Origin of the sequence: Micromonospora sp. NPDC005237, from assembly GCF_040607775.1 — a bacterium.
In the GTDB taxonomy this organism is placed as follows: Bacteria; Actinomycetota; Actinomycetes; order Mycobacteriales; family Micromonosporaceae; genus Micromonospora.
Genome location: NZ_JBEXHJ010000004.1, coordinates 24,974 through 38,074 on the forward strand (window position 1 = coordinate 24,974; position 13,101 = coordinate 38,074).

A 13,101-nucleotide genomic window follows, 5' to 3' on the forward strand; every position below is an offset into this window, starting at 1 on the left:
AGTGCCGGCACCACGGTTGCCGAGCGGTTCACCCCACGCTGTACCAGTGCGTGGTCTCGCCCGGGATGGGCGTCAGCCGCACCCGTGCGCCGCCCGGGTCGTCGAACATGCGCACCCCGTCTCCGAGCAGCACCGGAGCGAAGAAGATCAGGATCTCGTCGAGCAGGCCAGCCCGGACGCACTGCCGGGCGATGTCGGCGCCGAGGACGTTCACGTATGTGTCGCCGGCCGCCGCCTTGGCCTGCTCGACAGCGGTGTGCAGGTCGCCGACGAACGTGATGCCGTCCGGGGGCTCGGCCGGCGGCTGGTGGGTCAGCACGAACACCGGTCCGTGGTACCGGCCGCCGAACGCGCCTTCCTTCTCGGTCCCTCGGTTGGGGTCGTCGCCGCCGAAGGTGCGGTTGCCGGCCAGGATCGCGCCGACGTTGGCCAGGACGCGGTCCGCGGTCGGGTTGTCGATCGTGAGGTGTTCGGTCAGCCAGGACATGTCCCCGTCGGGGCCTGCGATGTAGCCGTCGAGCGACGCGGTCGCGGAGTAGAGCAGCTTGGCCATGGTTCCCCCCTCGTCGATGCCCATTCTGATGGACGCCGCACGGCGGCAGAAGCCATCGGGGGCACGTCCACTGAGATCGACTCGGGTTTCTGGATGTCGGGGCGTCCTCGTCAACGGGACACCGCGACTTGCAGGAACCCGAGTCGATCAAGGCGCGGGGCCTGGCCGGACCGAGCCGGCCGGTGAGGGATCAGACGGGGACGGGCTCTTCGGCGCGTACCGCCGAGGCTTCTGCCCGGGCGATGGGCCCGGCGGGCAGCGCGGCGACCGCGGCCCCGACGGCCACCGCCACCCCGGCGAAGACGAAGGCCCACGGCACGCCCCCGGCGTGATCCACGATCAGGCCGGCCACCGAGCCGCCGGCGGCGCTCGCCGCCACGGCCACCGTGACCACCCAGGTGTACGCCTCGTTCAGCATGCCGGCCGGGGCGATCCGGCCGACCAGGGTGTTCTCCAGGGTCAGCGCCGGCGCGATGGTGGCCCCACCGACGATCAGCGCCACGCCCAGCGCCAGTGGCGTGGGCATCACCGCGAACACCACGAAGGTGCCGGCCAGCGCGGCGAGCAGCAGGGCGAACTGGCGGGTCATGTTCGGCGCGGGCCGACGGACGCCGAACCACAAGCCGCCGATCGCGCTGCCGACTCCCCAGACCGCCAGCAACAGCCCGGCCAGGCTCTCCGGATCGTCGGTGGTGGCGTTGCCGGCGTACGCCGGAACGATTACACCGGCGGCGCCGAAGGCGATGCCCAGCCCGGCCACGCAGACCAGCAGGGCCGGGAAGCCACCGACCCGCAGCGGGCCGAGCCCACGGGCGTGGTGTTCGCGCGGGTGCGGACGCCATCCGCGCATCACGCGACCGAGGGCGACGGCGGTGGTGCCCACCAGGGTGACGACCGCTGCCCCGATCAGCGCGGCGGCTGCGTCGGCGACCAGCACGAAGCCGGCCACGAGCAGCGGGCCGAGCACGAACACGATCTCGAACAGTGAGGTCTCCGCGGCCAGGGCGGTGTTGCGCAGGGCGTACCGGCCGGAGGCGGGGCTGGTCAGCTCGTTCCAGGCGCCGCGGATGGCGGCGGTGAGCGGCGGGTACGTCGCACCGGCGACGCCGGCCGTCAGGTAGATGGCGGCGAGGGCGTCGTCGCCCGAACGGCTGGCCAGCAGCAGTCCGATGAGCGCCAGCGGGTGAGCCACGGCGGTGACGAGCAGCACCGGGCTCGGACCGACCCGGTCGGCGATCCGCCCGGCCACCGGGCTGAGCGCGGCGCCGGCGACGGCGTAGATGCCGCCGGCAACGGCGGCCAGCGCGTACCGGCCGGTCACCTGCTCGACCACCAGCAGCAGCGCCAGCGGCGTCATGCCGATTCCGAGTCGCCCGATGATGCCGGTGACCAGCAGGATCGGCGCACCGGGGATCCGCCAGACACCCAGGTACTGACGCAGCGCGGCCACCGTGAACCTCCGAGCATGTAATGAGCGTGAGCGGTTATGACCCTAACGCCGCCGGTCGGGCGGGCAGTACCGGATATCGGCCCCGACACAGCACTCCGCCCGCACCGGAGGCGAGCGGGTGCGGGCGGAGTGCAGGAAAGATCAGCGCTGGAACTGCACGGGCCCCGAGTTGGCGGCCATCCGCTCCAGCCGGGCGACCCGGTCCTCCATCTTGGGGTGGGTGGAGAAGAGCGCGGCCACCGCGCCACCGGAGAACGGGTTGGCGATCATCAGGTGGGCGGTGCTGGTGAGCGTGCCCTGGGCGGGCAGCGGGCGTTGCCGGGCCACGGCGTCGATCTTGCGCAGGGCGCTGGCCAGGGCCAGCGGGTCCCGGCTCAGCTCGGCGCCCGACTGGTCGGCCTGGAACTCACGGCTGCGGCTGATCGCCAACTGGATCACCGTGGCCGCGATCGGGCCGAGGATCAGGGTCAGCAGCAGGACTGCCGGGTTGGGCGAATCCTCGTCGTCCCCACCGCCCAGCGGGATGAACCAGGCGATGTTCGCCAGGAAGGTGATGATGCCGGCCAGACCGGCCGCGACGCTGGAGATCAGGATGTCCCGGTTGTAGACGTGGGACAGCTCGTGCCCGATCACACCCCGCAGCTCCCGGTAATCCAGGATCTCGGTGATGCCCTGGGTCACGCAGACCGCCGCGTGCTGCGGGTTACGCCCGGTGGCGAACGCGTTGGGCTGAGCGGTCGGGCTGACGTACAGGCGCGGCATGGGCTGCCGGGCTTCGGTCGCGAGTTCGCGCACCATCCGGTACAGCTCGGGGAACTGCGCCTCGCTGACCGGTTGCGCCCGCATCGAGCGCAGCGCGAGCTTGTCGGAGTAGAAGTAGGAAATGCCGTTCATGACCAGTGAGATGAGGACGGCGATGACCAGGCCGCCACTGCCGCCGAACCAGTAGCCCACCGCGAGGATCAGGGCGGTGAGCAGACCGAGCAGCGCGGCGGTCTTCAGACGGTTGTGGTGCACGATCTCTCCTTCGGTGCACGGATCGCCGGGATCCGCTGACCGGTTCAACAACCCGGTACCCGTCAACCATCCGTCTCAACGCTGAGAACTCACTGAGATTGGGGTCGCAGGTCAGCGGGCGGCCAGATCCAGCACCAGCTGCGGGGCGCAGCCCAGCACCACGGCGGCCACCGTGGCCACCGCCAGCACCGCCGCCACCACACCCCCCAGCGGTACGGCCGGCGCCGCGGCACCCGATGTCGCCGTCGGCGCCCACAGCGCGGCCGTGACCCGCAGGTAGTACGCCAACCCGATCACCGCGTTCAACGCCACCACCAGCGCCAGCCAGGCCGCGCCGCCGTCCAGCAGCGACCGGACCACCGTCACCTTCGCGAACAGCCCGGCCAGGCCCGGCGGCAGCCCGGCCAGACCCACAAGCGCGAGACCGAGCGCCGCGCCCCGCCACGGGTGCCGGCGGGCCGCCCCGCGCAGGTCGTCAAGCGTGCCGCCGTCCGCACCCACCGGGCGCAGCGCGGTCACCCCGGCGAACGCAGCCAGCTCCAACACCACGAAGAAGACGGCGTACGCCACCGCGGCGGCGTACGCGGCGGACCGCGCCTCGCCCGTGCGGCCGGCGGCCAGCGCCAACGCACCCAGCGGGGCCAGGATGTAGCCGGCCTGCGCCACCGAGGACCAGGCGAGCAGCCGGACGGTACGCCGCTGGCGCAGCGCCACCAGGTTGCCGACGGTCATCGTGAGCACCGCCAGCAGGGCGAGCACCGGGCCGGTCTGGTCCGCCGGCAGCGCCCGCTGCACCACGGCCAGCAACGCGACGAGGCCACCCAGCTTCGACGCCGTCGACAGGTACGCGGCCACCGGCAGCGGAGCGCCGTCGTAGGTGGCCGGCGCCCAGGCGTGGAACGGCACCGCCGCCACCTTGAAGGCCAGCCCGAGCAGCAGCAGCGCCACGGCGGCGGTGGTCAGCGGCAGGTCGCGCAGCTCCGACCGCTCGGCCAGCAGGGCACCGAGCCGGTCCAGGTGCAGCGACCCGGTCACCGCGTACAGCAGCGCGGCGCCGAGCAGGGTGATCGTGGTGGCCACCACGCTCACGACGAAGAACGTCACCGCCGCCTCGGCGCTGGCCAGGCTGCCCCGGCGCAGGCCGACCAGCACGTACAGCGGCAGGGTCAGCGTCTCCAGGGCCACGATCAGGGTGATCAGGTCGCCGGCCGCGCCGAGCACCACACCGCCGGTCATCGAGCAGGCGAGCAGGAAGGCGTACTCCCCCACCGGTGACCGCCCGGCCCGCAGCGCCGGCACCGACAGCCCGAGCACACCCAGGGTGAGCAGCGCCACCACCGCGGCGACCAGGGCCGCCCGCCCGCCGAAGACCCAGGAGCAGTCGGCGCCGACGCAGAACGTCCGCCGCTCGCCGCCCGCACCGACCACGGCGGCGCCGACGGCGGTACCGAGCGCGCCGAGCGCGGCCACCGCGACCGTGACCCGAGGCCGCGCCAGGACAAGATCGATGATCAGCACGAGTACGGCGGTGCCGGCCGCCAGGTACGCCGGCAGCAACGCCACGCTGTCCACGCTCTGCACGGCGCTCATTCGGGCCTGCCGTCGTTCGCGTCCACCCGCTGTGCGGTGCTCATCGGGAGACCACCCCGATCAGGGCGTCGACGGGCGCCTCGGCGACGCCGAGGACCAGCGCCGGGACCAGGCCGATGGCCAGCGCGAGCAGCACCAGCGGCGCCCACGCGGTCAGCTCCGCGCCGGCCAGCCCGGAGCCGACCCGGCCCACCGCGGGGCTCGGCCGGCCGTGGGTGACCTGGCGCAACAACCGCAGGAAGTACGCGGCCGTGAGCGCGCCACCGACCGCCGCCAGCACCCCGAGGGTGATCCACAGCGGGCCGCCCACCTGGATCGCCGCGACCACCGCGAACGCCTCCCCCCAGAAGCCGGCCAGCCCGGGCAGGCCGAGCGACGCGATCGCCGCGAACGCCAGCAGACCCGCCAGCCGGGGCGCGGTCTCCCGCAGCCCGGACAGCTCGGCGAGCGCACCCGTGCCGGTACGGTCCTTCACGGCGCCCGCGAGGAAGAACAGCAGGCCGGTGATCACGCCGTGCGCGACGTTGCCGATCAGGGCCGCCTGGATGCCGGTGGCGGTCAGCGTGGCGACGCCCAGCAGGACGAAGCCCATGTGCCCCACGCTGGAATACGCGATGAGCCGCTTCACCTCAGCCTGGGCCAGGCAGACAAGCGAACCGACCAGGATCGCGGCGACCGCCAGCACGCCGAGCACCGGCGCGGCCCAGCGGGCGCCCTCGGGCGCCACCCCCACCGCCACCCGGATCAGCCCGTACGTGCCCATCTTGAGCAGCACGCCCGCCAGCACGACGCTGCCCACCGTCGGGGCCTGCGTGTGCGCGTCGGGCAGCCAGGAGTGCAGCGGCCAGAGTGGACTCTTCACCGCGAACGCGAGCGCGAGCAACGTGAACGCGGCCAACTGGGTGCCCCGGGACAGCCCGCCCCCACCGGTCAGCGCGACCACGTCGGCGGTGCCCGCCGCGGCGACCACGACGTACACGCCGACCAGCAGCAGCACCGACCCGAAGAGGGTGTAGAGCGCGAACTTGCGGGCCGCCCGCCGCCGGTCCGCGCCACCCCAGCCGGCGATGATCGCGTACATCGGCAGCAGGACGACCTCGAAGAAGAGGAAGAACAGCACCAGGTCCAGGGCGAGGAACGTGCCGAGGATGCCCACCTCGACCACCAGCAGCAGGGCCACCAACGCCCGGCCGCTGCCGCCGTCCGGCACCCGCCACACCGTGTACGCGCAGCAGAGCAGAGTGAGCAGCGCGGTCAGCACCACCAGCGGCCAGGAGATGCCGTCGACGCCGAGGTGGAAGCGCAGATCCAGGCCGGGCACCCAGGGCAGGTCCACCTGATGCCAGGGGCGCACCGCAGGCGTACCGGCCGACCAGGCGAACCACCCCCGCCCACCGAACACCAGCGGTACGGCGGCCAGCAGGGTCAGCGCCGCCGCGACCGTCCCGACGATCCGTGCGGCCCGGTCCCGTGGAGTCGCCGCCACCGCGACCGCGCCCACCGCCGGCACCACCAGCACGGCGACAAGCAGAACCTGCCCAAGCGTCATCGGATCGCTCCCAGCATGGCGGCGGCCAGGCCGATCAGCAGGGCGCCGGCCAGCACACCAGCGGCGGCCCGGGGCAGCGCCGCCCGGTGCAGCGCGGCGAGCCCGGCGCCCAGGCCGGAGGCAGCCCGGCCGCTGCCCTCGACGGCCCCGTCGACCACCACCTCGTCGCCGCTGCGCGCGAGGCGGGCCAGCGCCCGGACGGGGCGTACGACAAGGGCGTGCTGGACGTCGTCGAGCCGGAACGCGCGGGCGAAGACCGGCCGCAGCGGACCCAGCGCGGTCGCCGGGTCGGCGGCCCGGTCCCGCTGCCAGCGCACCCACACCAACCCCGCGCCGACCGCCAGCAGAGCCAGCGGCAGCAGCAGCGCCGGCCCGACGTGGACCAGGCCGTCCTCCGCACCGGCGACCGGCACGGTGGCGAACCGCAGCCGGTCGGCGAACGCGCCCACGAACCCGGCCAGGCCGAGCAGCGCGGCCGGCACGGCCAACAGCAGTACCGGCCACCGCAGCACCGCCGGAGGATCGTGCGGCGCGACCAGCGGCAGCCGGGGCTCGCCGAAGAAGGCCCGCAGCAGCAGCCGGCCCGCGTACCAGGCGGTGATCGCCACACCGAGCAACCCGGCCAGCCAGACCAGCCAACCCACCCACGACGGCGCCGGCCCGGTGCCCTCCAGCGCGGCCGACTCGGCGACCGTCAACACGCCGTCCTTGCTCCAGAAGCCGGCCAGCGGCGGCACACCGGCGAGGGCCCCGAGGCCGATCACGGTGCACCAGAACGTCACCGGCATGCTGCGGCGCAGACCACCCATCTCCGACATCAGCGTGGTGCCCACGGCGTGGATCACCGCGCCGGCGGCGAGGAACAGCAGCGCCTTGAACGCGGCGTGGGTGAGCAGGTGGAACAGCGCCGCCGACGGTGAGCCGACGGCCAGCGCGCCGGTCATGTAGCCGAGCTGGGACACGGTCGACCAGGCCAGCACCCGCTTGATGTCGTCCTGGGCGGTGGCGGCGAGCGCCCCGAGCAGCAGGGTGATCGCGCCGAGCACCCCGAGCACGGTCAACGTGACCGGAGCGGCCGTGAACAGCGGGTAGAGGCGGGTCACCGCGTACACCCCGGCGGCCACCATCGTCGCGGCGTGGATCAGCGCGGAGATCGGCGTCGGGCCGGCCATCGCGTCCGGCAGCCAGGTGTGCAGCGGGAACTGCGCGCTCTTGCCGGCCACCCCGGCCAGCAGCAACAGGCCGGCGGCGGTCAGCGTCACGCCGGAGTGGTCGTGCGCGAGCACGTCGGCGATCCGGAAGCTGCCCGTCGACACGCCGAGCAGCACGATGCCGAGCAGGAAGCCGACATCACCGACCCGGGTCACCAGGAACGCCTTCATCGCGGCGGCCGGTGCGCCCGCGAGCCGGCGGTCGTGGGCGATGAGCAGGTACGAGCAGAGGCCCATCACCTCCCAGCCGACCAGCAGCATGATCAGATCGCCGGAGACCACCACCAGCAGCATCGCACCGGTGAAGAGGCTGATCTGGGCGGCGTACGGCGGGTAGCGGTGGTCGACGTCGACGTCGTCGTGGGGGCCGCGCCGCAGATAGCCGATCGAATAGACCTGCACGGCCAGGGCCACCGCGGTGACCGCGACGGCGACCAGCGCGGCGGCGCCGTCCAGGCGTACGCCGAGGGTCACCCTCAGCCCGCCGATGTCGACCCAGGTCGTCGACGTCTGGGTCGGACCGTCGACCGCCACCAGCAGGGCGACGGCCAACGCCAGCGCGCCGACCGCGCCGGCCACGCCGATCGTCACGGCGGCCGTCCGGGCCCGGTCACCTCCGGCCGCTCCGCCCGGGTGACGCGGGGCCGGCGGCAGCAGCAGACCGAGCAGGCCGGCGACCAGCGGCACGGCGGGCAGCACCGCCCCGAGCAGCCCGGTCACCGACCCGCCTCCGCGTTCTGGCCGGCGGCCCGCGCGGGCACCGGCGGCTCGGTCAACGCCACGTCATCAACCGCCACGGTGGCCCGCAGGCGATAGAGCTGAAGGACGATCGCCAGCCCCACCCCGATCTCCGCGGCGGCGAGCACGATGACGAACAGCGCGAAGACCTGACCGGAGTGCGGCAGCGCCGCACGAACGGTGGTGTCCGCCGTGACCAGGATGAGGTTCACCGCGTTGAGCATCAACTCGACCGCCATCAGCACCAGCACGGCGTTGCGTCGGCGCAGCACGCCGTACACGCCGAGGCCGAACAGCAGCGCGGCGGTCACGTACGGGATGACGGGCCTCACCGGCGCCCCCCGGAGGCCATGCTCCTCGCCGGTGCCTCGGCGTCGTCGCCGCGCCGGCCGATGTCCGGCCGGGACAGCACCACCGCGCCCACCAGGGCGGACAGCAGCAGGACGGAGAGCACCTCGAACGGCAGCACCCAGGAGGTGAAGATCTGCTCGCCCAGCCGCTCGGCCGTGCCCGCGCCGGGCATCGTGACGGTGCTCCAGCGGTACGCGTCGACCAGCAGGACGCTCAGCCCCAGGCCGGCGCCGCCGCCGATCAGCGCGGCGGGCCAGCCGGGCCGGTCCAGATCGTCGGAGGCCCCGATCGGGGCCCGCGTCAGCATCACCGCAAACAACAGCAGCACCACCACCGCGCCCACATAGATCAGCACCTGCACCCAGGCGACCAGCTCGGCGCCGAGCACCAGATAGTCGCCGGCCAACGCGCCCAGGCAGACCACCAGGTAGAGCCCGGCCCGGACCAGGTGCTTCGTGGTCACCACCAGCACGCCGGCGCCCACCGCGACCGCGCCCAGGGCGAGCAGCAGCAGATCCGCGCCGGTCACCGGGCCGCCCTTCCGCCGGGTCGGGCCGCGCCTGGCCGCGTCACAACGCGTCCCGTCACGACGTGTGCCGTCAGGACCTGTGCCGTCACGACGCGGGCGGTCACGACGCGGGACCCGGGTCGGCGTCGGGACGTACCGCCGGTGGGACCGAACGCGCGGCCTTGCGGGCCGCCGCGGTCTCCTCCTTGGCCGGCTCGCCGTTCGGGTCGTGCGCCGGCGGCGGTGGAACCGTGGCCATCCACTGACCGAGGTGGTCCTTGTCGTGCAGCAGGTCCTTGATGTCGTACTCGGCGTACTCGAATTCCGGAGACCAGTAGAGCGCGTCGAACGGGCAGACCTCGATGCAGATGCCGCAGTACATGCAGAGCGAGAAGTCGATGTCGAACTTGTCCAGCACGTTGCGCTGGCGGGGGCGGGCGGCGCCAGGCACCGCCACCTCCTCCTTGTGGGAGTCGATGTAGATGCACCAGTCCGGGCACTCGCGGGCGCAGAGCATGCAGACCGTGCAGTTCTCCTCGGACAGCGCAATCACGCCGCGCGAGCGCGGCGGCAGCTCGGGGGCGACGTCCGGGTACTGCTGCGTGGTCGAGCGGCTGGTCATCGTCTTGAGGGTGACCGCCAGCCCCTTGACCAGGCCCGCGCCGGGCAGGCCGCGCTCGGTGGCGCCGCCCGCCGGGTCGCCGTGCTCGCTGGGGTCGGTCATGTGGACCATCCTGCCCTGTGGCCCCGGCGCGCGCGACCACCACCCACAGGTCCACGGCGGTATCGTGGTCGTGGGGAGAACGACGCACCTGGAAGGACCCGCTCATGACCGCCGCGCTGCAGAGCGACTACCCGCCCGAGAGCGGATGGACGACTGACGATCTGGATGCGCTGCCCGAGGACGGCCGCCGCCGGGAACTGCTCGATGGAATGCTGCTGATGTCCCCCTCCCCCACCCGCACCCACCAGACCATCGCCGGCAGACTGATGGCCGCGCTCGACGAGGACTGCCCCGACGGCTACGACGTGACCCAGGGCGTCGAGGTGCGGATCAACCGCACCCGCTCCTTCATCCCCGACGTGCTGATCACCACCGCTACCGCGGCGGCGCGCGAACCGTCGAAGTACGAGCCGCACGAGGTGGTCCTGGCCATCGAGATCGTCTCACCGAGCACCCGCTCAATCGACCGGGTGTTGAAGCCGGCGCTGTACGCCCAGGCCGGCATCCCGTTCTACTGGCGTATCGAGACGGAGGGTGGCGCGTTGGAGGTCGTCACCTACCGGATCGACGCCGTGAACGAGGTCTACACCGAGACCGGGCGGTGGACGAAGTTCGTCGACACCGGCGAGCCGTTCCCGATCAACCTGCCGATCAGCCGGATCACGCCCCGGGTCCGCTGACGACGGTCGGCGGGAGCATCTCGACGCCGAGCTGTTGGAGGAGCTGGAACAGTTCGTTGCAGCTCCACACCTCGACGATCCGGCCGGCCGTGTCGAAGCGCAGGAACGTCGCCCCGGAGTAGCTGACCACCTGGCCGGTCGGCGGCACCGGCCCGAACTGCCCGGCGTGGGTGCCGGCCGCCCGCCAGTGCACAGCCACCCGCTCACCGGCGGCGACCACGTCAACGATCTTGTAGCGCAGGTCCGGGAAGGCCGCTCGGCGCTCGCGGTGCCAGGCCAGCGTCGCCTCCGGCCCGGTGCCGCCCAGCCCGGGGCACTCCTCGGCGATCAACTCGTGGGCCGACTCCTCCCGGCGGGCGTTCCACACGTCGGCGATGAAGCGCCGGGCCGCCACCTCCACATCCGTCATGCCGGCAGGGTATCCGGACGGGCCGGCCCCGAGCCGGGCCAGGTTGAGCCGCACCACACAGCCGGACCGGAGATCCGCGAGGATGGGACGGAGGCGGCAACAGACCGGAGGATGACGTGGGCGAGGAAACAGGCGGGAAGTACGTCGAGCCGGGTGGCGAGTTCACCCGGGACCAGCGGTACATCGCCACCCGGATCACCGCGGACGGGCGGGACGGCTACCCGGTCGAGCCGGGCCGGTACCGGCTGGTGGTCAGCCGAGCCTGCCCGTGGGCCAACCGCCTGATCATCGTGCGACGGCTGCTCGGCCTGGAGGACGCCATCTCGATGGCGGTGGCCGGCCCGACCCACGACGCCCGGAGCTGGACCTTCGACCTCGACCCGGGTGGGCGGGACCCGGTGCTCGGCATCGAGCGCCTCCAGGAGGCGTTCTTTGCGCGCTTCCCCGACTACGAGCGCGGCATCACCGTGCCGGCGATGGTGGACGTGCCGACCGGGCAGGTGGTGACCAACGACTACGCGCAGATGAGCCTGGACCTGTCCACCGAGTGGACCGCGTACCACCGAGAGGGCGCACCCCAGCTCTACCCCGAGCACCTGCGGGAGCAGATCGACGAGGTCAACAGTGTGGTGTTCCGCGACGTCAACAACGGCGTCTACCGGTGCGGCTTCGCGGGCAGCCAGGAGGCGTACGACAAGGCGTACCACCGCCTGTTCGACCGGCTGGACTGGTTGAGCGAGCGGCTGACCGACCAGCGGTACCTGGTGGGCGACACCATCACCGAGGCCGACGTGCGGCTGTTCACCACGCTGGTCCGCTTCGACCCGGTCTATCACGGCCACTTCAAGTGCAACCGGCAGAAGCTGAGCGAGATGCCGGTGCTGTGGGCGTACGCCCGGGACCTGTTCCAGACCCCCGGGTTCGGCGACACCATCGACTTCGACCACATCAAGCGGCACTACTACCAGGTGCACCGCGACATCAACCCGACCGGAATCGTGCCGCTCGGCCCCGACCTGTCCAACTGGGTCACCCCGCACGGCCGGGAAGCTCTGGGTGGCCGCCCCTTCGGCGACGGCACCCCACCCCCGCCCCCGGCCGAGCCCGTGGACCCGGCCCACACCCCGCTGCGCTGACCCACACCCCTCCCGGCGGGGGCGGGAGGGGGCGGGGTTAGAGGGCGACGCGGACCGCTGCGGTGAGGACCAACTGCGCCAGGGAGGCGGGCACGAGGACCAGCCAGCAGAGGCGTTGCAGCTGGTCCTCGCGCAGCCGGGGGTAGGACACCCGCAGCCAGATGATCACGAAGGCCACGGCGAAGACCTTGAGCAGGGTCCACAGCCAGCCCAGGTGCTCGTCGGCGAACGGGCCCTGCCAGCCACCGAGGAACAGCACCGTGGTCAGCGCGGCGATCACCACGATGCCGACGTACTCGGCGAGCAGGAAGAACGCGAACCGCAGCCCCGTGTACTCGGTCATGTAACCGAAGACCAGCTCCGAGTCGGCCACCGGCATGTCGAATGGCGGCCGGCGGATCTCGGCCAGCCCGGCGACGAAGAAGATGATCATCGCGGGCGCCTGCCAGAGCAGCCACCACGGCTGCCACGCCTCGACGATGCCGGACAGGCTCAGCGTGCCGGCCGCCATCGCCACCGAGGCGGCGGCCAGCACCAGCGGCAGCTCGTAACCGAGCAACTGGGCGGCCCCGCGCAGCCCGCCGAGCAGGCTGTACTTGTTGGCCGACGCCCACGCCGACATGAGCACCGCCACCACCCCGACGCCGACCACGGCCAGCACGAAGAACAGGCCGATGTCCAACGGTTGGCCGACCAGGTCGTTCGGGCCGAGCGGAATGACCAGCAGCACCAGCAGGTACGGCACCAGGGCCACCGCGGGCGCCAGCCGGAACACCGCCCGGTCCGCCTCGCGCGGGGTGATGTCCTCCTTCTGCACGAACTTGACGCCGTCCGCCACGAGTTGCGCCCAACCGTGGAAGCCACCCGCGTACATCGGGCCGAGGCGGCCCTGCATGTGCGCCATCACCTTGTGCTCGGCCTGGCCGACGAGCAGCGGCAGGGTGAGGAACGCGACGAGCACGCCGCCCACCCGGAGCACCAGCTCCACCCAGAGCGGCATCAGGCCGTACCCCCGTCGTGGTCGGTCCGGTCGTCGCGGCCCGGCGGGTCCGCGACCGCCTCGCCGCCCGACGCGGCCGGGCCTGCGCCGGACACCGGCTGGTCGGCCGGGCCTGCGCCGGACACCGGCTGATCGGCCGGGCCTGCGCCGGGCGCGGGCTGGGCGGCCGGTGCCGGGTCGTCGGC

The 13,101-nt window shown here is 73.0% G+C and carries 13 protein-coding genes; 2 read left to right on the forward strand and 11 right to left on the reverse strand.

The window, feature by feature from the left end:
• Positions 1-28 precede the first annotated feature (28 nt).
• From ABZT87_RS12535 to ABZT87_RS12575, 9 genes are all read right to left on the reverse strand, one after another.
• Positions 29-553: a dihydrofolate reductase family protein gene (locus ABZT87_RS12535; protein WP_354854341.1), complete on the reverse strand. Its 525-nt coding sequence runs from the start codon at positions 551-553 to the stop codon at positions 29-31.
• A gap of 190 nt (positions 554-743) precedes the next feature.
• Positions 744-2,003 carry an MFS transporter gene (locus ABZT87_RS12540; RefSeq protein ID WP_355135457.1) on the reverse strand — a complete coding sequence of 420 codons (1,260 nt, stop codon included), beginning with the start codon at positions 2,001-2,003 and terminating at the stop codon, positions 744-746.
• Between the two features lie 141 nt (positions 2,004-2,144).
• A complete protein-coding gene (htpX, locus tag ABZT87_RS12545; protein ID WP_354854345.1) occupies positions 2,145-3,020 on the reverse strand; it encodes a zinc metalloprotease HtpX in 876 nt (291 codons plus the stop codon).
• A gap of 111 nt (positions 3,021-3,131) precedes the next feature.
• On the reverse strand, positions 3,132-4,610 hold the full coding sequence (locus tag ABZT87_RS12550; protein WP_355135459.1) for a proton-conducting transporter membrane subunit: 1,479 nt from the start codon (positions 4,608-4,610) through the stop codon (positions 3,132-3,134).
• A gap of 40 nt (positions 4,611-4,650) precedes the next feature.
• The gene (locus ABZT87_RS12555; RefSeq protein WP_355067698.1) at positions 4,651-6,159 is read right to left on the reverse strand and encodes an NADH-quinone oxidoreductase subunit M; all 1,509 of its coding nucleotides are present in this window, start codon (positions 6,157-6,159) and stop codon (positions 4,651-4,653) included.
• Positions 6,156-8,090 (reverse strand): NADH-quinone oxidoreductase subunit L, encoded by a 1,935-nt coding sequence (locus tag ABZT87_RS12560; RefSeq protein WP_355067700.1) that lies wholly within the window; start codon positions 8,088-8,090, stop codon positions 6,156-6,158. Before ABZT87_RS12560 ends, ABZT87_RS12555 begins: the two co-directional genes overlap by 4 nt.
• Positions 8,087-8,440: an NADH-quinone oxidoreductase subunit NuoK gene (nuoK, locus tag ABZT87_RS12565; RefSeq protein WP_355135461.1), complete on the reverse strand. Its 354-nt coding sequence runs from the start codon at positions 8,438-8,440 to the stop codon at positions 8,087-8,089. The genes ABZT87_RS12560 and nuoK overlap by 4 nt, the downstream gene beginning before the upstream one ends.
• A complete protein-coding gene (locus ABZT87_RS12570; RefSeq protein WP_355135463.1) occupies positions 8,437-8,988 on the reverse strand; it encodes an NADH-quinone oxidoreductase subunit J in 552 nt (183 codons plus the stop codon). Before ABZT87_RS12570 ends, nuoK begins: the two co-directional genes overlap by 4 nt.
• A gap of 100 nt (positions 8,989-9,088) precedes the next feature.
• Entirely contained in the window at positions 9,089-9,700 is a 612-nt protein-coding gene (locus ABZT87_RS12575; RefSeq protein ID WP_354854356.1) for an NADH-quinone oxidoreductase subunit I, read from the reverse strand.
• A 95-nt stretch (positions 9,701-9,795) separates the two neighbouring features.
• Between ABZT87_RS12575 and ABZT87_RS12580 the strand changes: the two genes are divergently transcribed.
• Complete coding sequence (locus tag ABZT87_RS12580; protein ID WP_355135465.1) at positions 9,796-10,371, forward strand: Uma2 family endonuclease; 576 nt, start codon at positions 9,796-9,798, stop codon at positions 10,369-10,371.
• Here the strand turns inward: ABZT87_RS12580 and ABZT87_RS12585 are convergent.
• Entirely contained in the window at positions 10,352-10,780 is a 429-nt protein-coding gene (locus tag ABZT87_RS12585; protein WP_355135467.1) for an ester cyclase, read from the reverse strand. The two genes, ABZT87_RS12580 and ABZT87_RS12585, sit on opposite strands and share 20 nt — an antisense overlap.
• A gap of 116 nt (positions 10,781-10,896) precedes the next feature.
• Between ABZT87_RS12585 and ABZT87_RS12590 the strand changes: the two genes are divergently transcribed.
• A complete protein-coding gene (locus tag ABZT87_RS12590) occupies positions 10,897-11,916 on the forward strand; it encodes a glutathione S-transferase C-terminal domain-containing protein (protein WP_355135469.1) in 1,020 nt (339 codons plus the stop codon).
• A 37-nt stretch (positions 11,917-11,953) separates the two neighbouring features.
• Here the strand turns inward: ABZT87_RS12590 and ABZT87_RS12595 are convergent, their stop codons facing one another.
• Positions 11,954-12,916 (reverse strand): complex I subunit 1 family protein, encoded by a 963-nt coding sequence (locus ABZT87_RS12595; protein WP_355135471.1) that lies wholly within the window; start codon positions 12,914-12,916, stop codon positions 11,954-11,956.
• Positions 12,917-13,101: the final 185 nt, after the last annotated feature.